Here is a 22,148-nt window from a genome sequence, read left to right on the forward strand (position 1 = left end):
GTCGGCCGAGAGCGCCCAGCCGCTGGTCCCTTGCACGGGTTCATTGGACGCGTCGACTGCCTGTCGTCAAACGATCGTTTGCCGACGGGGAGGCCCCGCGCCCCTGTGCGGTGCGTTGCTCCAGGCCGTCCAGGATGAGGGCCAGGCCCGCCTCGAATGCGGACTCATGATCGATCGCCGGCACATCGGCTGGTAGCGCGGTGGTGCCGGGGCTCGGTTCCGCCTGTTCCTCCAGGACGCTGCCGACCGTGAAGCGGCCGGCAGCCAGCATCGCCATCTGGGCGTCACGCTCGGGCACACCGGAGGCGATGAGGAAGTCCATCTTGCGGCGGATTCGGTCGAGGTCGCTGGTGGGTGTGGTGCCGGCGTGGAGGCGTGCGCCGTCACGGCGCGTCAGCAGGGTGTGCCTGAAGCTGCGCGTGTTCTCCCGGAGCCAGTCACGCCAGTCGTCGCCAGGCGTCGGCAGCGGTTGCGCCGCGTGGGGCGCCATCGCCGCTTCCGCCATGGCGGCCAGGAGGTCCTTCTTGGTGCGGAAGTACCAGTAGAGCGACGGCTGCTCGACGCCCAGGCGCTTCGCCAGCTGCCTCGTGCTGACGGCGTCCAGTCCGACTTCGTCGAGCAGGCCGAGCGCCTCGGTGATGACGGTCTCGCGGTTCATCTTGGTCACGTTGACAATCTATCGCTGATAGATGACGCTGGAAAGCAACCATTCACTGATAGATTTCGGGTTGAGGTCATGATCACGCGATCGGGAACACATTCCTTGCGGGTCCTCGTCGCCGGCGGCGGGGTCGCAGGGCAGGCCCTGGCCTTCTGGCTCACCCGTGGCGGCCACCGGGTGACCGTCGCTGAACGCTTCCCGGCACTGCGGGCCACCGGCGCTCAGGTCGACCTGCGGGGGCAGGGCATCGAGGCCGTCTACCGGATGGGCCTCCTCGACGCTGTTCGCGACGCGCTCGTGGACGAGGCGGGTGTCGCCTTCGTGGACGCCCGTGGCAAAGCCAAAGCGACGATCATGGCCAATACGTCTGGAAAGGGCCGGCAGACCCTCACCTCCGAGTACGAGATCATGCGCGGCGACCTGGTGCGCATCCTCCACGACGCGACGAGGAACGACACCGAGTACGTCTTCGGCAAGAGCGTGGAAGGCTTCGAACAGGACCAGCACAAGGTCATCGCGCACTTCTCCGACAGCTCATCCGGAGAATTCGACCTTCTGATCGGCTCGGACGGGCAGGGATCACGCATCCGGCGGGCGCTCCTGCCGCAGGGCTTCGACCCGTACTGGCGCGTCGGCATTCACATGGCCTACTGGTTCGTCCCCCGCATCGCCTCCGACAGCAACATCCGGGACACCTACATGATCCCGAAAGGCCGCCAGATCATGCGTCGCAGCCACAACCAGACTGAGACTCAGGTGTACTTCGTAATGCGGGAGGAATCCAAGGAAGCCTCCGCGATCCACCGCGCGCCCGTCGAGCGCCAGCAGTCATTCTGGGCCGACCGGTTCCGCGACGCTGGCTGGCAGACCGAGCGCTTCATTGAGGGCATGAGGACCAGCCCGTTCTTCTACTCCCAGGAGATCGCCCAGGTGCGCACCGACACCTGGTCCAAGGGCCGCGTGGTCCTGGCCGGCGACGCCGCGCACTGTGCCTCCCCCTACAGCGGCATGGGCATTTCCGGCGGCCTGGCCGGCGCCCACGTCTTGGCCGGCGAGATCAACCGCCACCCCGGCGACCTGCCGACCGCCCTGGCGAACTACGACAGAACGCTCCGACCCTTCGTCGACGAGATCCAGGGCGAAGTCAACCCGCGCGTGCTGCGCTTGGGCATGCCGATGACTCAGCGCGCGATCGACGCCTTCCAGGCCACCACCGCACTTGCCTGCTTCCTCCGCGTCCCGGAACTCACCGCACGCCTTTCCAGGGAGGACCGCGGCGGCGACTGGCAGCTCCCCGCCGATCCGGCACCGAGCAGCGCCGCGTAGAAACCCTCAGGGGCAGCAGGAACCCGGCGGCGTCACGACCAGGACGCAGAGCTGGCCGCCCAGGCGAAACGGGCAGGTCACCGAGCGAGCGCCAAGAAGGCGAAGGCGGCCCCGGATCAGCGCCCGGGTCGGCTACGCCTCAGTGGTCGGCGCCGGAGGTTCTTCTGGGATTGATTATGTGGCTCCGGGGGGGGGGCGGGGTGGCTCGGCCGAAGCCGCCGCGCCGATGTGTGGCGCCCTGAACAGAGCGGCCGAGCGCGCGTCGCGATCAGTACGTAGGTCGCGGCGCGCGCTTGGCTGACGCTGTGCCATACCAGGCGCCCCCCCCTGAAACCGGTTGTGCGCGTGAGGGGTTTTCAGGCGGTGGAGCGGTTGCCCCGGCGTGCCACGAGCGCGGCCTCGGTGCTGGGGTAGGCGGGCAGCAAGGTGTCCATCCCGGTGACGCTGAGCAGGCGGCCCAGCCGTTCGGGAATGGCCGACAGGGTCAGGGAGCCGTCGGCGTCCGTGGCGCAGCGCCAGATACCGATGAGGGCTCCCAGCCCGGAGGAGTCACAGAAGGTGACGCCCCCCAGGTCGGCTACCAGGTCAGGATGTCCGGCCGCGATGAGGTCCAGGGCGCGGGACCGTACGGCGGGTGCGGTGGTGATGTCGAATTCGCCGGACAGCGCGATCACCGCCAGGGCGCCGTCGGTGTACTGGACGTCGATGTGGAATGCGTCGGTCATGGGCGTCGGTTCTCCTGCCCGACGGAGCCGTCGGCGGTCGGGGCGGCGGCGCTGTGAGCGGTGGTGGTGATGCCCGCGGGAGCGGCATCGGGGGTGGGAACGGACAGGGCCAGTAGGGCCACGTCGTCGCGTTCGGTGTCAGGGAGTGTGCCCAGCAGTGCGACGGTGTCGTCGATCAGGACGCCGGCGCTCAACGGTCCCGGCCGCCGGGCCAGGAAGTCGGTCAGGCCCGTGTCGGCAAGCATGTGGCCATCAGAGGTTCGGGCCTCGGTCAGCCCGTCGGTGTACAGCAGCAGTCCCTCGCCGGGTGCCAGGTGCAGGGTGCGTGAGGCGAAAACGGCTTCGGCGAACGCGCCGACCAGCATGCCGCCCTTGGCGCGGGCCGCTTCGACCTGCACCCCGCCGCCCTCGGTGGGGCGCAGGTGGTAGGCGGGCGGGTGACCGCCGGTGGCCAGGGTGACGGTGAAACCGCCGTCGCCGGCGGGGTCCAGCAGGCCGAAGACGGCGGTGCAGAAGCGGGTGCCAACCGCCGCGTCCAGCAGCAGCGCCGTGTTCAGTGCCTTCAGCGCTGCTGTGGGATCCGCGTCGACGAGGGCTGCAGCCCGCAGCGTGTAGCGGGTCAGTGAGGTGACTGAGGCGGCTTCAGCGCCTTTCCCGCACACATCGCCCAGGAAGAAAGCCCACCGGCCCCCGCCGACGGGGAAGACGTCGTAGAAGTCGCCGCCCACCTCCTGCGGGGAGGCGGTCTTGTAGTGGCAGGCCAGCTCCAGCCCCGGTACCGCGGGCAGCGCGGGAGGCACCAGGGTGCGCTGCAGGGTCGAGGCGAACGCGGCGATGGCCGCCATGTCCCGCTCCGCCCGCTGCCTTGCCTCTTCCTCCGCCTGGCGTTTGTCCTGCTCGACCTTGCGGCGCTCCTGCTCGGCGCGCACCACGTGCAACGCCGACAGCCGCAGCTCCAGCTGGTCACGCACCACCGCCGCCAGGTCCGCGAGCGTGGCCGAATCCGCCTCGCTGATCTCGCGGGGGCGGGTGTCGAGGATGTTGACCGTGCCCAGCCGGTACCCGTCGGCGGTAATGATCGGAGCGGCGGCGTAGAACCGCACCCCCATCGGGCCGGCGACCAGTGGATTGGAGCAGGCGACCGGATCCAGCAACGTGTCAGGGATCACGGTGGTGTCATCGGTCAGCACTGCCGAGGCGCACAGCCCGGGATCGCGGCCGATCTCGGTGACGCCTTCCAGCCCGTGGGTGGCCTTGAACCAGATGCGGTCCTCGTCCACGATCGTCACCGTGGCCACCGGCACCTCGAACAGCCGCGCGGCCAGCGCTGCGACTCGGTCGTATGCGCCGTCCGGTGGGGTGTCGAGGATGTCGTAACGGCGCACCGCCGCCATCCGCGCCGCCTCGACCGATGGGACCAGGGGATCGTTCGGTGCTATCGCAGGCAGGCTCGCTTGTTCTGGCATGTTCCTCGTCTCGCTCATCCCCCCAAGAAGGCGCCGACCGGACAGCCAGCACCCTGGCACTCTACCGACCGCCCCCGCGTCACCCGATCCCGCGACGAGCTTTCGTGGAACAGTGCCGAAGCACCGACCACAACTGAGCGCCCGACGTTGACCAGGGCCTGTCCGGCGGATCGTGCCGGGCGGCTGTCGGCGCTGAATCGATGTACCGCCGCTGGAGAAGGCGCTGGGTGGAGCAGGTGGGGTCCGTCGATAAATACCTCGACAGCGGGCGCGGTGATCGGGGACGCTTCGCGCGATGACCAGAATCAACGACACGCCGCCCGCATGGGACGAGCGCACCCAGCTCAGCACGTTCCTCGACTACACACGTGACACCGCCCGCGCCAAGTGCGCTGGCGTCTCTGCGGAAAACGCCCGCAGGGCGCTCCTGCCGGGCTCACCGCTGATGACCATGAGCGGAGTGATCAACCACCTGCGCTGGGTCGAGTACTACTGGTTCCAGGTGGTGTTCCTCGGCGAGGAAGACCTGGCCCCCATGACGGAGGAGGACCCCGACCGCGAGATGCGTATCGCCGTCGACTTCCCGCTTGCGCAGTTGCTCGACGAGTACGCCGAACAAAGCGCCCGCTACCGCGAACTGGTCGCCGGGAACAACCTGGACAAGCGGGCCGAGGGAACCATCCGCAACGGCCTCCACGTCGACCTGCGCTGGATCCTCCTCCACCTCACAGAGGAGACAGCCCGCCACAACGGCCACTTGGACATCCTGCGCGAGATGCTCGACGGCACGACCGGCGGCTAGATCCGGCGGAGATCACGGGCGGAGCCAGAGTCGGATCGAAGCGACCGTGACGGTGCCGTGGAAGATGTAGCCGCGCTTGTCGAACCTTGTGGCCACGGCCCGAGAATTCTTCAACGCGCTGATCATCCGCTCGACTTCGTTCCTTCGCTTGCAGATCGTCTTGTCGAAGCCTGCGGGCCGACCCCCCTTGCTGCCTCTTCGTTGACGGTTGGCCCGCTGGTTCCTCGGCTGGCGATCCGGACCACAGGACCTAGTGCGGCCGGCCGGCCGTCGAGGGGCTCGAAGTGGAACGTGCCGCATGCCCAGCAGTGCCACGACCTGATCGTGGAACACACCGCGAGTGGATACCGAACGCGCCCGTGAACACGGCGATGAAAGGCCAGCCCATCCACTCGTACCTCGCGAACGCGCGGAGGAGAACGGGCCGGTCAAGGGACCGGCGTTTCAGCAGTGCCGGATCGACCTGGTTCGTCCCCCGTGCGGCCCCCTCTTGAGAAACGGCGGCCGGAGGCACCTTCCTCGCGCCGACGGCGTGCTGGTGGGCTCGTACCGCTGTCGAGTCCACCGACACTTCCCAGTCGATCGCGCCCGCCGCGTCCTCGGCTGCCTGGATGCGGGACAGCAGCATCTGCCACGTTCCATCGGCTGACCAGCGACGATGCCGTTTATAGACCGTCTCCCACTGACCGAACCGCCACGGGAGATCCCGCCACTGCACACCGCCCCGCACCCGGCAGAGAACACCGTTGATGACCCGGCGGTGGTCGCTCCACCGGCCACCGCGCGCACCACCAGGAGGACGGTGGCTAGTACGCGAGCTGCCCGATGCCTCCGTCAACGCGCAGCACGGTCCCCGCGGTATAGGCGGACTCGTCCGAGGCGAGATAGACCGCCGCCTTCGCCAGCTCGGTGGCGGTTCCCAGGCGATGGAGAGGCACGGTCTGCCGGAGTTCCTCGTAGAGAGCTGCCTGACCCTCGGGGCCGAGGGGCGCGAACGCGTTGGTGATCGTCGGGCCCGGGCTCAGTCCGTTGACACGGATGCCCCGGTTCTTCAGCTCATGGGTCAGCCCGCGCGTGTAGGAGAGCAGGCCCGCCTTGGCCGCGCCGTAGACCGTCGCGTTCTCGTGTCCGATGTACGCGGAGACCGAGCCGACGAGGATGACCGAGGACTGCTGCGAGAAGAGCGGCAGCAGGTCTCTGATCAGGAAGAACGGCGACTTGAGATTGGTCGCGAGAAGCCTGTCGAACGCCTCCTCGGTCCATCCCTCGATCGGGAGATGGGTGACGTCCGCGGCGTTGCTCATCAGGATGTCGAGCTTCGGCCACTCCTTCCGGAGCCGCGCGGCGAGCGCCGCCTGGCCGGGCACGTCGCCGGCATCACTGACGATGGTCAGTAGCGGGCCCTCCAACTGCCGGGCTGCTTCGTCCAGCCTTTCCTGTGAGCGGCCGGTGATGGCGACGGTCGCTCCCTCGGCGAGGAACTCGCGGGCCGTTTCCAGGCCGATGCCGCTCGTCCCCCCTGTGATCAGTGCGTGCTTTCCTGCAAGACGATCCATTGTTCTGTATCTCCTCAGATTGCGGTGCGGCCACCGTCGGCGGCGACGATCGCCCCGGTCATATAACTGGCCCGGTCACTGGCGAGAAAGGCGATCACGTGGGCCACCTCGGCCGGGTCGGAGGTGCGCTTGAGCGCGGTGGCCAGGCCCATGCCACCCATGTCCGGGCCCATCGCCGCGACCACCTTCGAGGTGCGCATCGGACCCGGCGAGACTGCGTTGACCCGCACGTTCGACTCGGCGAACTCCGCCGCCCAGGTGCGGGTCAGCGATTCGAGCGCCGCCTTGGTGGCGCCGTAGACGGCCATGCCCGGCATGCCGAGGCCGGCCGCGGTGGAGCTGACGTTGACGATGCTGCCGCCGCCGCCCGCAGCCATCTTCTCCGCAAGCAGGGCGGTGAGCAGGAACGGGGCACGCACATTGACTGCGAAGGCGGCGTCGTAACCCGCGAGGTCCTGCCCGGTGGTCGGGGAGAACGTCATCACGCTCGCGTTGTTGACCAAGATGTCGACCGCTCCGGCATCCTCGGCCAGCTGCTGCACGCCCGCCGGGTCGGACACATCGGCCACGACGAAACGCACCGTCGAGGCGGACCTGCCACCGGCCGCCCGGAGGTCTTCCACGACCTGGGCGCCGCGCGCCGGATCGGTGCCGGTCAGAATCAGGTCGGCTCCGCCCGCGGCCAGCACCCTGGCCGTGGCGTGCCCGAGGCCGCCGATCGCGCCGGACCCGGTGACGAGCGCCTTCTTGCCTGCAAATTCCATGCTTCGCCCTTCGCGCCGGCCAGCGAGTGACCGACTTCTGTGCATCCGTTCAAGAAGTAACACCACGGAAGCTACGACTTCTTGAACGTCCAGTCAAGAAGTCGTAGGCTTGGCACGTGACACGAACCGGACGCCCTCGCGAGTTCGACAAGGAACGGACGCTGGAGCGCGCACTAGAACTGTTCTGGTCCCGGGGATACGGGGCTACGTCGATCCAGGACCTGGTTGACGCCCTGACCCTCGAGCGCGGCAGCCTCTACGGCGCATTCGGCGACAAGCGCCGCTTCTACCTGGACGCCGTCAAGCTCTACTGGGAGGTGTACGAGCGGCACCTGATCACCACGCTCGACACCACCCCGCTCCTGCCGGCACTGCGCGAGATCCTGACCCATCCGGCGCGGCTGGACGAATTGATCTCCGACATGGGCGTGCCGCAGGGCTGCCTGGTCGGCAACACCACCGCTGAACTCGTCCCCCACGACAGCGAAGCCACAAAGATCGTCACCCGCTCATACCGCCGCTTCACCGACATCGTCGCCGACGCCCTCCGCCGCGCACAGGCCGCCGGAGAGGTCACGGACGCCTCCTCCCCCGAGGCCCAGGCGCAGCTTCTGCTCTACATCGTCCAGGGCCTGTCACTCGTATCGAGAGCGGGGCTCGACCGGAGCGCGGCCCTGACTGCGATTGACACGGCGGTGGACGGGTTGCGGGCATGACCGGGTTTCTTCATGAGCACCGGCCCCTCCAGGCACGCGGAGCTTCGAGTGTCTTTGCGTCGAGCTCCTTGGGGTTGCCGATCTCCTGGAAGTCGAGCAGCACGACCTAGCCTTACTGATCGTTTCAGAGTGAGGTTTGAGTCGTCTCAAACAGATGATGCTGCAGGCGAGTTGGAGGGGTTCCAGGCGGAGGTCGGCGCGTATCTCGTAGCGGATGCGGAGCCGTGTGAACTGGTGGAGCCAGGCAAAGGTCCGCTCGACGACCCATCGAGTCATGCCCAAGCCGGAACCGTGCGGGGGCACCACGGCGGGCGATCTTGGGTGTGATGCCGCGAGTTCGGATGAGACGGCGGAACTTGTCGAAGTCGTAGCCGCGGTCGGCGAACAGCCGTCGGGGTGGGGTGCCGTGGCCGTCCGCGCAGGCCGCGAGTGCGGGGCATCGCGTCCAGCAGGGGTATGAGCTGAGTGACGTCGTGGCGGTTTCCGCTGGTCAGAGAGACGGCGGGCGGAGTTCCGTTCTTGCCGACGATGAGGTGGTGCTTGCTGCCCGGGCGCGCTCGGTCGACCGGCGAAGGTCCGGTGTGAGCCACCCTTTGAGGGCCCTGACGTGCGAGGCATCGGTCGCCGCGTCGTCCATCTCCAGCAGTCCGTCTCTACGAAGTTCTGTCAGCAGGACTTCCTGCAGGCGGGGCCACACTCCGGCCTCGGTCCGGTCCCGCAGACGACACCAGGCCGTCACCCCACTGCACTCGACGAGCTCCATGGGTACCTCCCGCCAGCTCACACTCTTGCGAAGCACATAAACGACGCCCCGCAGAGCAGCACGGTCATCGGCCGGCAACCGCCCCGGGTAGCGGTGCCGACACGGCGCACGAACCGGCCGCAGCGGAGCAACACGTTCCCACAGGTCATCAGGCACAAGATCAGCAGACACCCAACAGATCCCGCCGACACATCACCCAACTGCTCAGGGTCACAGCTGGACCGAGGCCGCCCGGCATGCTGTGACCGGCGTGGAGCCGCACCCTGGAGAGATGAGCACTCGGCAGTCGACCTGCGCCCTGCACGCTTGAAGCGGCGATCCGTTGCCGATCGGGTCACTACGGGAAGGCCGCAGATCTCAGGCGGGGCCGGGCGGTAGGTGGACGGTCATGATCAGGTGGCACCTCTCGGCGCCGGCGCCGCGGTAGGTGTGGGCGGCGTCGCCGTCGAAGGCGGCGGTCTGGCCGGCCTCGACAGGATGCTCGGCGCCGTCGACGACGAGCACCATCTGTCCGGCGGTGACGCTGACGGTCTCCACAACGCCGGCCTGGTGGGGGTGGCTCGGGTATTCCTCGCCGGGCTCCAGCGTCCAGCGCCAGACTTCGACCGGGGCTGACCCCGAGGTGGTCAGCATGAGCCGGGCCTCGCTGCCGCGTTCACCCTTCCACAAAGGCATGACGGCATCCGCGGTGACGACCCGGACACGTCCTTCGGTTGGCCCTTCCATGAGCGCGGATACCGAGATGCCGAGGGTGTCGGCCAGACGGACCAGGGTGGCGAAGTTCGGATTGCCCTGCGCCTTCTCCAGTCCGGCCAACGCCCCCTTGCTGACCTTGGCGCGGCGGCAGAGTTCATCCAGCGACAGCCCGGCGCGGGTACGGGCTGCGCGGACGTTGTGCGCGAGCGTCCGCAGGGCCGCCTCGGTCTCGGTCATCTCGTCGCCCCTCCAGGGATGGATCAGTGCAATGCACCAGCCGGTCGTTTGGTTGACACGTGTCGGTCGGTGCGTTGTACGGTGTAGTCGTTCCATTGATAGTAAGGGATGTACCCGTGATTGCTCTGCTGCTGGCCCTGTGCAGCTCCCTGACCTACGGATGTGCCGACTTCCTTGGCGGTCTCGGCGCCCGCAAGGCCCACGTTCTGCGCACCGTGATGATCGCCGCACCGGCTTCGCTCACTGTCGAACTGCTCCTGTGGCCGTTCCTCGGCGCCTCCTTCGCCCCGGCGACTCTCGCCTGGGGCGCTGCGTCCGGTGTCGCGTCGGCCGCCGCCTTCGCCCTGCTGTACCGCACGCTGGCGATCGGCCCGATGAACGTCCTGTCTCCGGTCACCGCGCTGATTTCGGCGATGCTGCCGGTCGGGGTCGGGCTGCTGCAGGGCGAGCGCCTGGGCCTGGCCGGGCTGGTCGGCCTGCCGCTGGCGCTGGCGGCCGTGGTACTGGTCAGCGCAGGACACGGCTCCGGCAGCATCCGTCCGTCGCGTACCGCGCTGCTGCTGGCCTTCGGCGCGGGCGCCGCCATCGCTCTGCAGCTGATCTTCCTGCACCAGGCGCCGGCCGACAGCGGCGTCGGCCCGCTGATCATCGGACGTGCCGTGTCCTCAGCGGTCACCCTGGCCGCGGCCGGGCTGATGTGCCGGCGTCTGGGATCGGAGAAGCCCGCGTACGCCATGTCGGCGGCGGCCGGTGTGCTGGACTCGGTGGCAAACCTGCTGTTCCTGCTCGCCGCCCGCAGCGGCGACCTGGCCGTGGTCGCCGTGATCACCGCCCTCTACCCGGCCGGCACCGTCCTGCTCGCCCGCAGTGTCCTTGCCGAGCGGATCCACCGCGGGCAGCTGATCGGCCTGGGTACCGCCGCGGTGGCCGTCAGCCTCCTCGCCCTGACCTGACCCCGTACCCCACCGGGAAGGACCCCTGCCATGTTCATCCAGCCCTGGGACGCCGCCCTCGACGACGCCGAATGGCAGGCCTGGATCGCCGACGGCCACGACTTCGGCATCCTCAGCGTCAACGGCCTCCCTGGCCAGGCGCCCGCCGTCGTACCCACCCACTTCACCGTCGTCGGCAGCACGCTGCTGACCCACCTCGCCCGCCCCAACCCCGTCTGGAAGGCGATCGACGCCGACCCGAACGTCACCTTCACCGTCACCGGCGACTACGCCTTCATCCCCGGCCCCTGGCGCGCGGGGCCGGAAACCCCGCCCCCCGACGGCGTCCCCACCAGCTACTACGCGACCATCCAGTTCACCTGCCAGGCCACGATCATCGACGAGCCCGCCGCCAAGGCCGACCTGCTCCGCCGTCAGATGGCCCACTTCCAGCCCGAAGGCGACCACGCCCCCATCGAGCCCGACCAGGCCCCTTACGGGCGGATGCTCCCTGGCATCCGCGGCCTGCGCCTGAACGTCACCGGCGTACAGGCAAAGTTCAAGTACGACGACCACAAACCCGCCGAGCAGCGCGCCGATATCGCCCGCCACCTCACCGATCGCGGCACCGGTCTGGACGCACCCACCGCAACCCAGCAACTGCGCCGCCTGGACCGCATCGGGACCTGGAAAGCCTGACCACGCCCTCCCGCCCCCGTACGCGCTCTGTCTCTCCGATCACGATCGGAGAGACAGAACGTCTGCTGGCGTGGCGTCTGCTCAGTTCTTATGTGCGGTTACCAGAGCGAAGGAGAGGAATTCTCCGTGGTCTGTGGTGAGCATGTCGATGACGGGTTGGTTCGCGCTCTGGCCGTCGGGGCGGTGTTCAGCGCCTGCCCGGGCCCAGAGCAGCCAGTCCTGCCAAGCATCTTGCAGCAGTCGCGCGGACGTGACCTTCACCAACTCGGTGATTTCCCACTGGAAGCGCCACCACTCCGCCGTGTGCCAGGCGATCGCTTCCCAGCCGACCACTTCCTTGATGTGGGGCGGGATCATCCCGAGCTCGCGGACCTCCCGTGTCATGGCCGGGGTCGCCATGCCGAGCTGTCCGCCAGGTCGGAGGAACCGCAGCAGGTAGGGCAGGTAACTGTCCGCCGTACCGAAGTACTCGAAGGCGTCCACGCTTACGATCGCGTCGAAGCTCGGCTCCTCGAACGGCAAGGTATGCGCCTCTGCTTGCACGGCCTTCACCTGGTCGCCGACACCCGCCCGGGCGAAGACGGCTGCCGCCTGTTCGGGGGCAATCCACAGGTCGGCGGCGACTACCTCGACTCCATACTCGCGGGCCAGGAACACCGACGTGGCGCCCTTGCCGGAGCCGAGGTCGAGAACCCGCATACCAGGGCGCAGGTCGAGATCGTGGGTGAGGTCTTCCGGCATCCACAGTGGGTTCGGCCCCATGTCGAGGTCGAGCAACCAGGCTGGGTCATAGCGAGATGAGCGCGGATAGCGGTCCGGGCGGACGAGATCGTTCAAAGCAGTCACGAGCAAGGACCCAAGCCGGTCATGTGCCCCGGTAGCAAACCGTTTTCGACTCACCACGCCCAGCTCCTGGTACACAGGGGACGGTATGGGGCGGCAGTCGGAGATGCCTCTGATCACGAGCGACGCCAGATCAGGAGGGCTGCGGCAGTGACGGTGCCGAGGGAAACGTATCCGTGCTTGTCGTAGCGGGTTGCCACGGCTCGGAACTGCTTCAGCTTGTTGCGATCGTCCGCTCGACGGTGTTGCGCTTCTTGTAGCGGTCCTTGTCGAGCCAGGGAGGCCGTCCGCCGCGGGGTCCTCTGCGCAGACGGCAGGCTGACTGGTCAGGCTTCTCCAGGATCGCGTGTCGGATACCGTGCTCGCGCAGATAGGTGCGGATTCCGCAGTTGTTGTATGCCTTGTCGGCGCCCCTTGACGGGCCTTCGGCGAGGCCGACCCGGTTCCAGTCGACGGACACGGATCTTGTCCATCAGTCGCGGACAAGAGCCGATCAGTAAACGCAGGGGCTCGCTCTGTGGGCGGCGGGCGCACCATCGCCTTCGTCCCCCGCCATCTGCGCCCTTGCTGCCCGATCTCACCGATGAGCCGTGGGACCGGATCGACGACGGCGGCAGCCTGATGGGCAACAGCCACGTTGCCAGCGCCATCGGTTACGTACGCCGGACCCGCGAAGCCACCGATGCCGGCCCCCGCGACGTGCCTCGGACGCCGTAATCGAGGGCAGCTCCAGCCGGCCCGCTGGGGCTGCCCGCTCCCACCGGAAGGACGATCCGATGAACTCTCCGCACCTCCCCGCTACTGGTAACCCGGGCTGTCGGAACTTGCGGATTGGCCGATCTGCCGCAGCCCGGCGCGAGCTGCTCGTGTGTACGAGTCCTGGGGCAGACGTGGCCGGCTCGGGTTAGTTGACCTCCCCCAGGTAACCCAGCGCTTCGCGGAAGTCATCAAGCGCGGGCCTGAACTCGCAGGCGGCGACGTAGAAGGTCGATCGGTCGATCAGCGTCCTGGCCAGCGTTCGCGTTCCGTCTGCCGGGTCGTGCTGAGGCAGTTGGCGGGCAAGGTCCACTCCCTCGTCGAACAGGGAACGTACTCGCTCCGCGAACAGATGGGTGCGGTATTCCCAGTAGACGGCGGAGCGGACGGTGAGGACCCGATGCAGCCGGACCAGTTCGGCCAGATACTGGTCCGGATCCTCGGTGGCTCGCACAGCAAGGGTGTCCACCTCGTCACGGAGGACATGACGGCTGTCGAAGTAGCGCCGCTTGGCATCGGGCGACCAGTCTATGGGCGCCGCCCCCGAAGGGGGACGCGGTCCATCGGACGCAGGCCGCTCGCCTTCGGCGCCGGAGAAGGACATCAGCACCGCCCAGAACGACGCCTCATAGCTACTCCAGGATTTCCGCTCATCGGAATCGGCCCACTCCGTCAGCAAGGCGAGTGCCTCTTGCCGTACGAGGGCCGCCTGCTCGCCTCGGCCATAGGCGTCGAGCATCTGTGCATACCCGATCAGCGAGTAGAGATGACAGGCTATCGGGCCCCCGTCTTTCGCTGCTTCGGCCGCTTCCATGCTGACGAGGGCCACAAACGCGCCGAGTGCTTCGCTGGACCGGCCGGCGTCATGGAGAGCGGCGATCCACTCCAGGAGCGACCACGCGAGGCCCCCGCTGGCGGGCCCATGGGGCAGGATCGCTGCGACCAACTCGGTCATGGCATCGGCAGCCTCGGCATACCGGCCTTCCTCGGAGAGGCCAGCAGCCCACTTGCTCAGTCCGGCCACGGGGGCTCCGGCGGCCTGTGCGCGGCCAATGGCGAGCATCTCGGCGCGCATGGCGAGCCCTTCGGCGCGTCGACCCACGGCGTACAGCTCTCTCTGGCACGAGTCGAGGGCCTCGTACAGAACCTCCGCACGGGCAGTTTCGGCCGTATCCATGGACCGTGCCACGGCCACCGCCTCCTCGCACAGCGCGAGACTGTCCGGATGCGGCCTGCCGCGGCTGGTGTCGTAACTCAGACGCTGCAGCGCCCTGGCCAAGAGCGGCAGGTACGAGGCGGGGCTGACCTGGACGAGAACCCGGTAGGCGTCTACTTCCTCGTGCGGGGTGCGGCGTCCTGAGGCGAGCAGGACATTCCGCGCCCGCATGATGTCGTCCTGATCAACTTTCCCCGAGTGGTTCATGACGACGATTCTGGGTGCCCCGCCGAGGGCCGAACAAGGCTGGCGACCTGTGCCGTTCGTCCTACGAAAACGCCCTCTGACCTGTCATGATGAGTGTGACATCACTTTCCCGCGCTCTACTGGTAACCCGGCCTAGCAGTTCTTGCGGAGTTCCCTCCGTGCCACCTCTGCCGTGTATCCCGGGCGAGTGTTGCCCGTTTCCTGCGCCCAGAGTGTGGCGGTGCTGACGTGGATGCCGAGAAGGCCGCTGAGGACGACGGCCGGGAGTTCGCCGGCCAGCTCCATGAGCGCGGTGTTGCGTCCGGGTCGAGCCCTGATCCCGATGCGGTTCAACCGGGCGGTGATGGAGACGCCGTCCATAGGGCGTCCGCGGAGTGCACCGGGGAACAGCCAGGGCGTGCTGTCCATGTGGCCCACCACGGCGTGCCCTTGGCGCGTGCGAACGAGCTCCATGACGAGGCCGGCCAGGGGTTCCGGTATGCCGAGTGGCTTCCGCCGGAGCCGTAGCTGGACTCTGTCGTGAAATCGGCCGGGTTCTGGCCTGAACCCTCCGCAGCAGTGAGTAATGCCCCCAGGACAGCTGCCTTACTGACCCGCTGGCTCCGCGCTCGGGGTGTCCGCAGTCCGGAGGAGCTCGCGGCGACGGCGCTCGACGCCGCCGAACGGCAGCACACCTCAGTACCAGGCGAAGCGGTCATCGCCCAGCTGGTACGGACCCTCGCCGCCGACGTGCGGGTGTTGAACGACAAGGTCGCGGAGATCGACCGGCTCGTCGAGGACCGCTTCCGCGCCCACGACCTCGCCGAGATCACCTCCGGGCCCTCATCCGTGACCGGCGGCTCTATGAAGTTGCACCGCCACCGGCCACGCTGCACTGACCTGGCCCGAAGCCATGGTGGTGTCTTCAAGGCAAGGCGGGCATCTCGTGGGTGCTCAGACCGACGGCGGGGAAGGGGTCATGTCGTACTCGTCGACGTCCAGAAGCGTGCCAGTAGCGGCAAGAAAGGCGATTGCTTCGTGGTCGAGCGCCCAGCCGAAGAGGTTGTGCTTGTCTCTGTCCCGCGGTTGCCCAGCCTCGTCCTGCTGCTCGGCGTCGTTGAAGTAGCGCACCACCTCCAGCCGGGCTTCGAGGTAAGGCTCGTCTTCGTCGTCTGCACTGTTGTACTGCTTCATGAGCTCGGCTATGCGGTCGGTCTGTGGCCGGAGACGGCTCAGGACGTGCGCGATCTGTTCATCCACGCACAGGCCCGGTTCCCTGCACACGACCTTCCAGATCTGACAGAACGGATTCGCCGGGTCAACAGGGAGACTGCGCGGGTTGACCACTTTCGTCTCATCAGGCTCGATACCCAGGGCATCGGTTATCTCCTGAGCGGTAATGCTTCGGCTGGACAGAGCGAAGTAGACGTACTGGTGAAGAGGCATCCCCGGAGAATAAGCGGTCACCCTTCATCCCCACTCGCCTGTCTGTGAGTGAGTCCCGAAGCCCAGTGGGGCCACGGTCAAGACATCTGCGAAACGACTCCCCGACCCGTAGCGGACGCCCGAGCTGTTTGACTTCTCCATTGGGAAGCCACTGAGCGCGGTAGTTGGGCACTTGATGCTGAGCTGCTGTCCTCGGGCCCTGTCTGCTGCAGAATGGCCACCATGCGTAGAGGGGTAGGCGAGGGGCTGCGCCGGTTCTGGCCATGGCGCGGGCGCGATGAGTCAGCGCGCATGCAGATCAAGGCCAGCATCACCGCTTTCGGCGAGCCTGACGCCGCTCCCTTCAGCACCGGCCTTCCCAGTCCCACCGATGAGGTGCGAGCCGAAGTGGCGGGTACCCGCGGGCCGCATGTCAGCGGGGAGGGTGGCCGGGACGATCAGACGCATCGACTGGCAATGCCGTCGTACCGTCCGGCCGTCATGGTCTTCTCGACCAAGGGACAGGGACACGTGCATCTGCGCTTCGTAGGCTTGAAGGGGCGCTCCTCGCGTCTCTACCGGCTGTCGGGCGACGGGAGCCCCATCACCGCGCGGATTCCGCTGCCGGTGGGAAACGAGGCGACCACGTTCCGAGTGTTCATTGCCGACGGCCGGAACGCGTGGACGGCGACTGCGTGGACGGCGACTGCGTCGCCCCTGCGTGAAGTCCCACGCTTCCATGAGGAGATCAGCGGGACCGGCTCAGACCTCGTCCACTACCGAGGCGGACCGGGCCCAGGCTTCCTGCACTATGCGGGTCCGAACCGGATCCAGTTGGAGGTGCTGGACGGCAACCTCGTCTACAAGGGCCTGGTGACAGAGAGCCGTGCCGGGGAGCACATGTTCCATTGGCCGGGCCGCGGCTACTACCAGGTGCGCTCCTCCGGCGCGTGGAGCCTGGCCATCGCATGCCCGAAGGCGGACTGCTGCGGTTAAGTGGGACCGGTCCGGCGCCCCCTTGAAGCCGCGGGGCCGATCCGGCACAGCGCACACGGCGCGGCTGTCCACGCCTGCCTCAGGCTGTGGGGTCCCAGAGTCCGCCGGCTTCGTCGCGGGCGAGATGCTCGGCGTAGACACCGACCTTCCAGGCGATGACGGACCGGCACTCCTCCAGCGCCTGGATCTGTGCGTCGACGCGCTGTCGATGGGCGTCGAGTAGTCGCAGGCGTTCTGCCTCGTTGCCTGGACCATGCCGTACCAGTTCGGCGAAGTGCTTGAGGTCGGCGAGCGGCATACCGGACTCGCGGAGCCTGACGCAGATCAGTAGCCAGTCGACATCCAACGACGTGTAGCGCCGCCTGCCGCCCGACGTGCGCCGGACCGGTCCGACGAGCAGACCCTCGCGCTCGTAGAAGCGCAGGGCGTGCACGCTCAGCCTGGTCCGCGCGGCCACCTCGCCGATGCTCAACAACTGCAGGGCAGCCTCGGTGATTGTCATACCGCTCACTCCTGGACTTGATCTAGACCTCGCTCTAGATCGTAGCGTCGGCGGCATGACCATTACTGATCAGCAGCCGCTCGGCTCGCCCTTCTCCGCTGCCACCCCCGCCGAGGACATCGTGGCCGGCTGCGACCTTTCCGGCATGACCGCTGTGGTGACCGGGGGCTACTCCGGGCTCGGCCTGGAGACGGTCCGGGCTCTGACGGCCGCCGGGGCCCGGGTCATCGTTCCAGCCCGCCGCCCCCACGTCGCTCGTGCCGCTCTCCAGGGAGTGAAGGGCTGCGAGGTCATCCCCATGGACCTGGCCGACCTCGCCAGCGTCCGCTCAGCCGCCGCGCACATCTGCGACTCCGCCGACCGGCTCGACCTCCTGATGGCCATCGCCGGAGTCATGGCCATCCCGGAGCGGCGCGTCGGGCCCGGCTGGGAAGGCCAGTTCACCGCCAATCACTTCGGGCACTTCACCCTCGCCTGTGAGCTCTACCCGCTCCTGGACGCCGCAGGCGGCGCGCGCGTCATCGTCAACAGCTCCGCTGGGCACACCCTGACCGGGATCCGCTGGCACGACCCGCACTTCCGCGCCGGCTACGACAAGTGGCTTGCCTACGGCCAGTCCAAGACCGCCAACGCCCTGTTCGCCGTGCACCTCGACGCCCTCGGTCACAACGATGGCGTCCGCGCGTTCGCCCTCCACCCAGGCAAGATCATCACCGGTCTCCAGCGCGAAATGGCCGTCCAGGAACAGATCGACCGCGGCTGGGTGGACGAACACGGCAACGTAATCGGCGTCGACTTCAAGACCGCGTCCCAGGGAGCCGCCACCGGCCTGTGGGCCGCCACGTCCCCGCTGCTCGACGGCCGCGGCGGACTTTACCTCGAGGACTGCGACATCGCCCGCGTCTCCACCCCCGACCAGCCCATGGACGACGGCGGCGTCCGCACGTACGCCATCGACCCCGACGAGGCCGCACGCCTCTGGGACCTCTCCGTCGCCGCGACCGGCGTCACCCCGATCCCCCGGTGAACCCGCGCCCTGAATACGCTGGCGATCGAGACCTGGCTCACCGACGGAGGGACCTTCCTGCGTCAGACCGACTGAGCGCCACACCGGCGCCCGGCCGCAGCCGCACCACTGCGCCCCTCCCCTGCAACGGGAAGACATGGGCGGCATCGTCAGGACGAAGAGCTCCACCTCCGGCCGCCTGCTGCGGCTGCTTCCGCACCCTCATGGGTGCCAGCACTCCGCGCCGGTGTCGGAGGACGCCAGCGTCACGGCCGACGAGTGCGCGAACCTCGTCAGCCGTGACGCGGAGCCAGGCCCTCCGGCGGGGTAGGAATACGCCCCCGGGCACGCGCGAGCAGAACGGCCGGCTCCGGCTCCGCCTGCAGGGACTTGAGCATGAGCAGCCACCACTGGTCCAGCCGCTCCGCCCAGTTCCGACCCCCCGGCATCTCCTCGCTTACCGTGCAGAGGCCGAAGAAGGAGTACACGAGCGTCACGGCCGCGGTCGACGGTGCGACCCCGTCCGCCAACTCGCCTCGTGTGCGGGCCTGGGCGAGAAGCCGGGTGACGGCCAGGGCCCAGCCGCCGAACGGCGTGGGTACGGGGGACTTCATGGCGCGGCGTTCCGCCCACAGGCGTGCGCCCGCGCGCGCCACGACGTCCTCACTGAGGGACCGTGCGACACCGAAGCTGAGTACGACCAACTTTTCCAGCGGAGGGATGTCGGGCGCGGAGTAGGGGGCCGCGAGTTGTGGCCAGGTGGCGAACTGCTCATGGATCACCGCAAGCGCCAGCTTCTCCTTGCTGGAGTAATGGAAATAGATCGCTCCACTCGTTTTTCCGGAGTGATCACTTATGTCATTGACACTCGTTCCCGCATATCCTCGTTCGATAAATAGATGTGCTGCTGATTCGAGCAGCTCTTTACGGGTGGCGCGGGCCCTGTCCTGCACTTCAGTTCCACTTTCGCTCAAATGTTCCAACAGTTGCGATGGGGAAGCTGGCATCTCCGTCCGGAGGGCCCGACCACAGCGCGCGGAAGATCCTATTATTCTTCGACCGTGCGCACTTGGGGCTGACTTCCGTGAATTCGCCGCCTGCTCTGCAGAATCGTTTCTCGAGGAGCCTGAACTTCGCCCCGATCGGGACGGCGCCGACCCTGAAAGCCGTTGCTCATCAGGCCAGTTGCCTGCTTTCCGTGGAGTAGTCCGCACCGTGCACGGAGGAGGCGGCCATCTTCCTCGAGGATATTTCCGTCACTCGAAATGGTGATTGCGGAGTCCAGAGGGACCAAATTAACGTAATGCCTACGATGTTTAGGATTCGGTCAAAAGGGGCGGTCGCGTCTCCCTGACGCACGGAAACGCCACGTGGCGCATGAGTGGTGCGGCACACACTCTTCCGCTTCATTTCTCCGAATGGATGACCCATCCAGGCACCCGCCTGCGCCCGTGCCGCCGGTCGGCGCAGCCTCTGAGAACGGCAGTCACATGACAGTTCATCCCATCCTTTCCTGGTCCCCGTCCGCCATCGTCTTCGACTGCGACGGGACACTGATGGACACAGAGCGACACTGGCAGGAGGCCCGGAATGTCACGTTCCGGGCGTTCGGCGTCAAACCGCCCGCCGGCTTCGCCGACCGGGCCAAGGGCGTGCACTTCACTGAGTGCGGGGCGCTCATGGCCGAAGAGGCCGGAAAGCCGGACCTCGTGGATGACTTCGCGGACACGCTCCTCAGCACCTTCACCGCGCTGGTCGACCAGGACCCGGTCACCATGCCCGGAGCCGCCGCACTGGTCCGGCTGGCCGTCGGCCGTGTCCCTCTCGCCGTGGCGAGCAACTGTCCCCGGACAATGGTGGAGTCATGCCTCGGGCGGGCGGGGCTCCTCCGTTGCTTCGACCACGTCGTGGTCGCCGGCGAGGTGCTACGGCCGAAGCCGGAGCCCGATGTCTACAGGGAGGCCGCACGTCTCTGCGGCGTACCGCCCGAGCAGACCCTCGCCGTGGAGGATTCGCTCACCGGCATGCAGTCCGCGCGGCGGGCAGGTCTCCGCGTCATCGGGATCGGACCGTGCCCGCCGGGTCTGGAGGCGGAGCAGGCCGATCTTTGGGTCAGGAGTCTCGCCGAGGACGAACTGGTGTCATGGGCCAAGCGCCGGATCCGCACGTAGAACGGCTCAGCCGCGACGCCTGGCCCTGGCCTGAGGAGGCGGTCAGCCGGTGGTCACACGGTGCGCCAGGGTGTCCACGCTTCCGCCGGCGGAAGCGAGGAGCAGGGCGACGCCGACCGCCCCGGGGTCCAGGATGCCCGTCTCCCTTCGACCCAGGTTGCTCGCCCCGCCCATGCGTGCCACCAGGAACGCCGTGTCCCGCACCCCTGCCAGGCACCCTCCGCCGCCGCGGCCAGAGCCTCCGCGGGAGGCATGCCCTTCGCCGCCAGCAACGCGGCGGCAGCCGGAGCGAGCGCCTCGACCCTGTCCTGTCACCTGGTGAGGCATCCCCCACACGGCGGATGCCGGCCAACCCTGGGCGTTGCCTTCGGCGACCACAGGCCACGGCGCTTCGAGCGGGTCTCCCGGGAGTGACCGGTCGATGTAGCGCACCATGCACATCTGGGGCGCGAAACCGAGCTGGTGGTGCATGGAGCGTCGCCTGGCGAGCAGATCGCGTTCGACGTCGTTGAGGAAGAGGAACCGCTCAGCCTCGGGGCGGGTCGGCTCCTCGGCGAATTTCCTGTACGCATCGGCCTCCTCATCAGTCAGAAACTCCACCGGCACGGTTGGACCGTAGCTAGCCCCGGCGCCCGCCCAGCGATCTTCCGTCTCTGCGGCCGCGTGCCATGGCTCACGCCACCGTGGTGCGGAGCGTGCTGGGACTGAGTCCCTTGTGGCGTTTGAAGGCGGCGCTGAAGCCGAAGGCGTCGGCGTAGCCGACGGTCTTGGCGATCTGGGCGATGCTGAGGTCGGTGTCGGCCAGGAGTGCCTCGGCGTCGTCCATGCGGCACGCGGTGAGGTAGGTGAGGGGCGGACGGCCCATCAGCTCGGTGAAGCGACGGGCGAACAGTGCCCGGGAGACGCCGGCTTGAGCGGCCAGCGACGCGACCGTCCAGCTCTCGGCGGGCCGCCCGTGGAAGGCGTGCAGGGCGGGGGCGAGGACCGGGTCGGCGAGGCCGCGGTACCAGCCGGGCGCGTCGGCACCCGCCCGGTCGAACCAGGCGCGCAGCGTGCAGACCAGAGCCCAGTCGAGGAGCCGGTCCATCAGCGCCTGCGAACCGGCTGAGAGCCGGGCGGCGTCCGCGGCGGAGTTCTCCAGCCAGGCGCAGACCTCGGCGTCCTCGGCCACGACCAGGACGGGCGGCAGGGCGCGCAGGAGCCGTTCGTGGCGGTGCCCCGAGGCGCGGTAGGCGCCCACGATCAGCGCGGTCGCTCCCTCCGGGCCGGTGCCCCAGCGGATGCCGTCGAGTGCCTGGCCGGTGCACGCGGCGTCCGCGGTGAAGCAGTTGATCTCGTACGCGGTGTGGGGGCGGTGGACAGTGCCAGCCTCGTCCACGAGGCGGAACCGCGCGGGGCCCCGGACGATGGCCGTGTCGCCCGCGCCGATCGCGCGCTCGGTGCCGTCGGACAGCATCAGCGTGCCGCCACCGCGCAGCACGCTGACCATGGTCAGCGGAGCGGCGTCGGCGAAGGTGATACTCCAGGGCGCCGTCAGGACGGCATGGCTGACGACCGAGCCCTCGGCCCGGATGCCGCTCAGCAGTGAACTCAGAGGATCCACAGCCTAATCGTAGACGATCTCCTATGCCCTGGAGGGTTTCTCCCATGGATCATCCACGGTGCTGCGGTTGTACTGGACCCACTGCACCAGATCGAGCCCTC

At 68.1% G+C, this 22,148-nt stretch carries 23 protein-coding genes and 3 pseudogenes; 8 read left to right on the forward strand and 18 right to left on the reverse strand.

Translation table 11 applies throughout. The features are described from left to right. Nucleotides 1-40: 40 nt before the first annotated feature. Nucleotides 41-658 (reverse strand): TetR/AcrR family transcriptional regulator C-terminal domain-containing protein, encoded by a 618-nt coding sequence (locus OG379_RS01470; protein WP_405668366.1) that lies wholly within the window; start codon nt 656-658, stop codon nt 41-43. A 78-nt stretch (nt 659-736) separates the two neighbouring features. Between OG379_RS01470 and OG379_RS01475 the strand changes: the two genes are divergently transcribed. Further along, nucleotides 737-1,987: an FAD-dependent monooxygenase gene (locus tag OG379_RS01475; RefSeq protein ID WP_405658414.1), complete on the forward strand. Its 1,251-nt coding sequence runs from the start codon at nt 737-739 to the stop codon at nt 1,985-1,987. Between the two features lie 356 nt (nt 1,988-2,343). Here the strand turns inward: OG379_RS01475 and OG379_RS01480 are convergent, their stop codons facing one another. Together OG379_RS01480 and OG379_RS01485 are read right to left on the reverse strand one after the other, a co-directional pair. Continuing rightward, nucleotides 2,344-2,712 (reverse strand): STAS domain-containing protein, encoded by a 369-nt coding sequence (locus OG379_RS01480; RefSeq protein ID WP_405658417.1) that lies wholly within the window; start codon nt 2,710-2,712, stop codon nt 2,344-2,346. Continuing rightward, nucleotides 2,709-4,106, reverse strand: coding sequence for a PP2C family protein-serine/threonine phosphatase (locus tag OG379_RS01485; protein WP_405658419.1), 1,398 nt, complete (start codon nt 4,104-4,106; stop codon nt 2,709-2,711). Before OG379_RS01485 ends, OG379_RS01480 begins: the two co-directional genes overlap by 4 nt. Nucleotides 4,107-4,473: 367 nt before the next feature. Here OG379_RS01485 and OG379_RS01490 point away from each other — a divergent pair, with 367 nt between their 5' ends. Beyond that, entirely contained in the window at nt 4,474-4,980 is a 507-nt protein-coding gene (locus tag OG379_RS01490) for a DinB family protein (RefSeq protein WP_405658422.1), read from the forward strand. Between the two features lie 12 nt (nt 4,981-4,992). Here OG379_RS01490 and OG379_RS01495 read toward each other — a convergent pair. The 3 genes from OG379_RS01495 to OG379_RS01505 all read right to left on the reverse strand — a co-directional run bounded on the left by OG379_RS01495 (nt 4,993) and on the right by OG379_RS01505 (nt 7,300). Beyond that, a protein-coding gene (locus OG379_RS01495) for a transposase (RefSeq protein WP_405658425.1) occupies nt 4,993-5,818 on the reverse strand; the annotation gives its coding sequence in 2 pieces (ribosomal slippage) (nt 4,993-5,413 and nt 5,412-5,818; 828 coding nt in all). Beyond that, nucleotides 5,787-6,536 carry an SDR family oxidoreductase gene (locus tag OG379_RS01500; RefSeq protein ID WP_405658427.1) on the reverse strand — a complete coding sequence of 250 codons (750 nt, stop codon included), beginning with the start codon at nt 6,534-6,536 and terminating at the stop codon, nt 5,787-5,789. Before OG379_RS01500 ends, OG379_RS01495 begins: the two co-directional genes overlap by 32 nt. 14 nt (nt 6,537-6,550) lie before the next feature. Next, nucleotides 6,551-7,300 carry an SDR family NAD(P)-dependent oxidoreductase gene (locus OG379_RS01505; protein WP_405658430.1) on the reverse strand — a complete coding sequence of 250 codons (750 nt, stop codon included), beginning with the start codon at nt 7,298-7,300 and terminating at the stop codon, nt 6,551-6,553. 116 nt (nt 7,301-7,416) lie between these two features. Here OG379_RS01505 and OG379_RS01510 point away from each other — a divergent pair, with 116 nt between their 5' ends. Next, entirely contained in the window at nt 7,417-8,016 is a 600-nt protein-coding gene (locus OG379_RS01510; RefSeq protein WP_405658433.1) for a TetR/AcrR family transcriptional regulator, read from the forward strand. Nucleotides 8,017-8,151: 135 nt separating this feature from the next. Here OG379_RS01510 and OG379_RS01515 read toward each other — a convergent pair. Both OG379_RS01515 and OG379_RS01520 read right to left on the reverse strand, forming a co-directional pair. Continuing rightward, nucleotides 8,152-8,950 (reverse strand): annotated as a pseudogene (locus tag OG379_RS01515) (IS5 family transposase); the annotation flags it as partial. A gap of 186 nt (nt 8,951-9,136) precedes the next feature. Next, entirely contained in the window at nt 9,137-9,712 is a 576-nt protein-coding gene (locus tag OG379_RS01520; RefSeq protein WP_405658436.1) for a helix-turn-helix domain-containing protein, read from the reverse strand. A 116-nt stretch (nt 9,713-9,828) separates the two neighbouring features. On the opposite strand from OG379_RS01520, the gene OG379_RS01525 reads away from it, so the two are divergent. Further along, nucleotides 9,829-10,665: an EamA family transporter gene (locus tag OG379_RS01525; RefSeq protein ID WP_405658439.1), complete on the forward strand. Its 837-nt coding sequence runs from the start codon at nt 9,829-9,831 to the stop codon at nt 10,663-10,665. Between the two features lie 30 nt (nt 10,666-10,695). After that, the gene (locus tag OG379_RS01530) at nt 10,696-11,343 is read left to right on the forward strand and encodes an FMN-binding negative transcriptional regulator (RefSeq protein WP_405658441.1); all 648 of its coding nucleotides are present in this window, start codon (nt 10,696-10,698) and stop codon (nt 11,341-11,343) included. An 81-nt stretch (nt 11,344-11,424) separates the two neighbouring features. Here the strand turns inward: OG379_RS01530 and OG379_RS01535 are convergent, their stop codons facing one another. The 5 genes from OG379_RS01535 to OG379_RS01555 form a co-directional block, all read right to left on the reverse strand. Further along, nucleotides 11,425-12,189 (reverse strand): SAM-dependent methyltransferase, encoded by a 765-nt coding sequence (locus tag OG379_RS01535; RefSeq protein WP_405658443.1) that lies wholly within the window; start codon nt 12,187-12,189, stop codon nt 11,425-11,427. Nucleotides 12,190-12,400: 211 nt separating this feature from the next. Beyond that, entirely contained in the window at nt 12,401-12,646 is a 246-nt protein-coding gene (locus OG379_RS01540; RefSeq protein WP_405658446.1) for a hypothetical protein, read from the reverse strand. 444 nt (nt 12,647-13,090) lie between these two features. Then, nucleotides 13,091-14,365: a hypothetical protein gene (locus OG379_RS01545; protein ID WP_405658448.1), complete on the reverse strand. Its 1,275-nt coding sequence runs from the start codon at nt 14,363-14,365 to the stop codon at nt 13,091-13,093. 132 nt (nt 14,366-14,497) lie between these two features. Further along, entirely contained in the window at nt 14,498-14,773 is a 276-nt protein-coding gene (locus OG379_RS01550) for a hypothetical protein (protein WP_405658450.1), read from the reverse strand. Nucleotides 14,774-15,298: 525 nt separating this feature from the next. Beyond that, nucleotides 15,299-15,790, reverse strand: coding sequence for a DUF4279 domain-containing protein (locus tag OG379_RS01555; RefSeq protein WP_405658453.1), 492 nt, complete (start codon nt 15,788-15,790; stop codon nt 15,299-15,301). Between the two features lie 291 nt (nt 15,791-16,081). Here OG379_RS01555 and OG379_RS01560 point away from each other — a divergent pair, with 291 nt between their 5' ends. Further along, nucleotides 16,082-16,765: a hypothetical protein gene (locus tag OG379_RS01560; RefSeq protein ID WP_405658455.1), complete on the forward strand. Its 684-nt coding sequence runs from the start codon at nt 16,082-16,084 to the stop codon at nt 16,763-16,765. A 79-nt stretch (nt 16,766-16,844) separates the two neighbouring features. Here the strand turns inward: OG379_RS01560 and OG379_RS01565 are convergent, their stop codons facing one another. After that, nucleotides 16,845-17,267 carry a MerR family transcriptional regulator gene (locus tag OG379_RS01565; protein ID WP_405658458.1) on the reverse strand — a complete coding sequence of 141 codons (423 nt, stop codon included), beginning with the start codon at nt 17,265-17,267 and terminating at the stop codon, nt 16,845-16,847. Between the two features lie 55 nt (nt 17,268-17,322). On the opposite strand from OG379_RS01565, the gene OG379_RS01570 reads away from it, so the two are divergent. After that, nucleotides 17,323-18,294, forward strand: coding sequence for an SDR family NAD(P)-dependent oxidoreductase (locus OG379_RS01570; RefSeq protein ID WP_405658461.1), 972 nt, complete (start codon nt 17,323-17,325; stop codon nt 18,292-18,294). Nucleotides 18,295-18,566: 272 nt separating this feature from the next. On the opposite strand, the gene OG379_RS01575 is transcribed toward OG379_RS01570, so the two are convergent. Next, nucleotides 18,567-19,226, reverse strand: a complete 660-nt coding sequence (locus OG379_RS01575; protein WP_405658463.1) for a ScbR family autoregulator-binding transcription factor — start codon at nt 19,224-19,226, stop codon at nt 18,567-18,569. A 537-nt stretch (nt 19,227-19,763) separates the two neighbouring features. On the opposite strand from OG379_RS01575, the gene OG379_RS01580 reads away from it, so the two are divergent. Further along, complete coding sequence (locus OG379_RS01580) at nt 19,764-20,444, forward strand: HAD family hydrolase (RefSeq protein WP_405658466.1); 681 nt, start codon at nt 19,764-19,766, stop codon at nt 20,442-20,444. Nucleotides 20,445-20,486: 42 nt separating this feature from the next. Here OG379_RS01580 and OG379_RS01585 read toward each other — a convergent pair. The 3 genes and pseudogenes from OG379_RS01585 to OG379_RS01595 all read right to left on the reverse strand — a co-directional run. After that, a pseudogene (locus tag OG379_RS01585) lies at nt 20,487-20,799 on the reverse strand (DAK2 domain-containing protein); the annotation flags it as partial. Further along, nucleotides 20,799-21,050, reverse strand: a pseudogene (locus OG379_RS01590) (DUF4158 domain-containing protein); the annotation flags it as partial. The pseudogenes OG379_RS01585 and OG379_RS01590, both read right to left, overlap by 1 nt. A 67-nt stretch (nt 21,051-21,117) precedes the next feature. Then, a complete protein-coding gene (locus tag OG379_RS01595) occupies nt 21,118-22,047 on the reverse strand; it encodes an AraC family transcriptional regulator (RefSeq protein WP_405658469.1) in 930 nt (309 codons plus the stop codon). Nucleotides 22,048-22,148: the final 101 nt, after the last annotated feature.

The sequence above is a fragment of the Streptomyces sp. NBC_01166 genome, assembly GCF_045039765.1.
GTDB lineage: Bacteria > Actinomycetota > Actinomycetes > Streptomycetales > Streptomycetaceae > Streptomyces.

Coding starts and splice junctions, on each gene's coding strand:
- OG379_RS01470 (WP_405668366.1), bottom strand. CDS start 658: ATGAACCGCGAGACCGTCATCACCGAGGCGCTCGGCCTGCTCGACGAA.
- OG379_RS01475 (WP_405658414.1), top strand. CDS start 737: ATGATCACGCGATCGGGAACACATTCCTTGCGGGTCCTCGTCGCCGGC.
- OG379_RS01480 (WP_405658417.1), bottom strand. CDS start 2,712: ATGACCGACGCATTCCACATCGACGTCCAGTACACCGACGGCGCCCTG.
- OG379_RS01485 (WP_405658419.1), bottom strand. CDS start 4,106: ATGGCGGCGGTGCGCCGTTACGACATCCTCGACACCCCACCGGACGGC.
- OG379_RS01490 (WP_405658422.1), top strand. CDS start 4,474: ATGACCAGAATCAACGACACGCCGCCCGCATGGGACGAGCGCACCCAG.
- OG379_RS01500 (WP_405658427.1), bottom strand. CDS start 6,536: ATGGATCGTCTTGCAGGAAAGCACGCACTGATCACAGGGGGGACGAGC.
- OG379_RS01505 (WP_405658430.1), bottom strand. CDS start 7,300: ATGGAATTTGCAGGCAAGAAGGCGCTCGTCACCGGGTCCGGCGCGATC.
- OG379_RS01520 (WP_405658436.1), bottom strand. CDS start 9,712: ATGACCGAGACCGAGGCGGCCCTGCGGACGCTCGCGCACAACGTCCGC.
- OG379_RS01530 (WP_405658441.1), top strand. CDS start 10,696: ATGTTCATCCAGCCCTGGGACGCCGCCCTCGACGACGCCGAATGGCAG.
- OG379_RS01545 (WP_405658448.1), bottom strand. CDS start 14,365: ATGAACCACTCGGGGAAAGTTGATCAGGACGACATCATGCGGGCGCGG.
- OG379_RS01550 (WP_405658450.1), bottom strand. CDS start 14,773: ATGGACAGCACGCCCTGGCTGTTCCCCGGTGCACTCCGCGGACGCCCT.
- OG379_RS01555 (WP_405658453.1), bottom strand. CDS start 15,790: ATGCCTCTTCACCAGTACGTCTACTTCGCTCTGTCCAGCCGAAGCATT.
- OG379_RS01560 (WP_405658455.1), top strand. CDS start 16,082: ATGCAGATCAAGGCCAGCATCACCGCTTTCGGCGAGCCTGACGCCGCT.
- OG379_RS01565 (WP_405658458.1), bottom strand. CDS start 17,267: ATGACAATCACCGAGGCTGCCCTGCAGTTGTTGAGCATCGGCGAGGTG.
- OG379_RS01570 (WP_405658461.1), top strand. CDS start 17,323: ATGACCATTACTGATCAGCAGCCGCTCGGCTCGCCCTTCTCCGCTGCC.
- OG379_RS01580 (WP_405658466.1), top strand. CDS start 19,764: ATGACAGTTCATCCCATCCTTTCCTGGTCCCCGTCCGCCATCGTCTTC.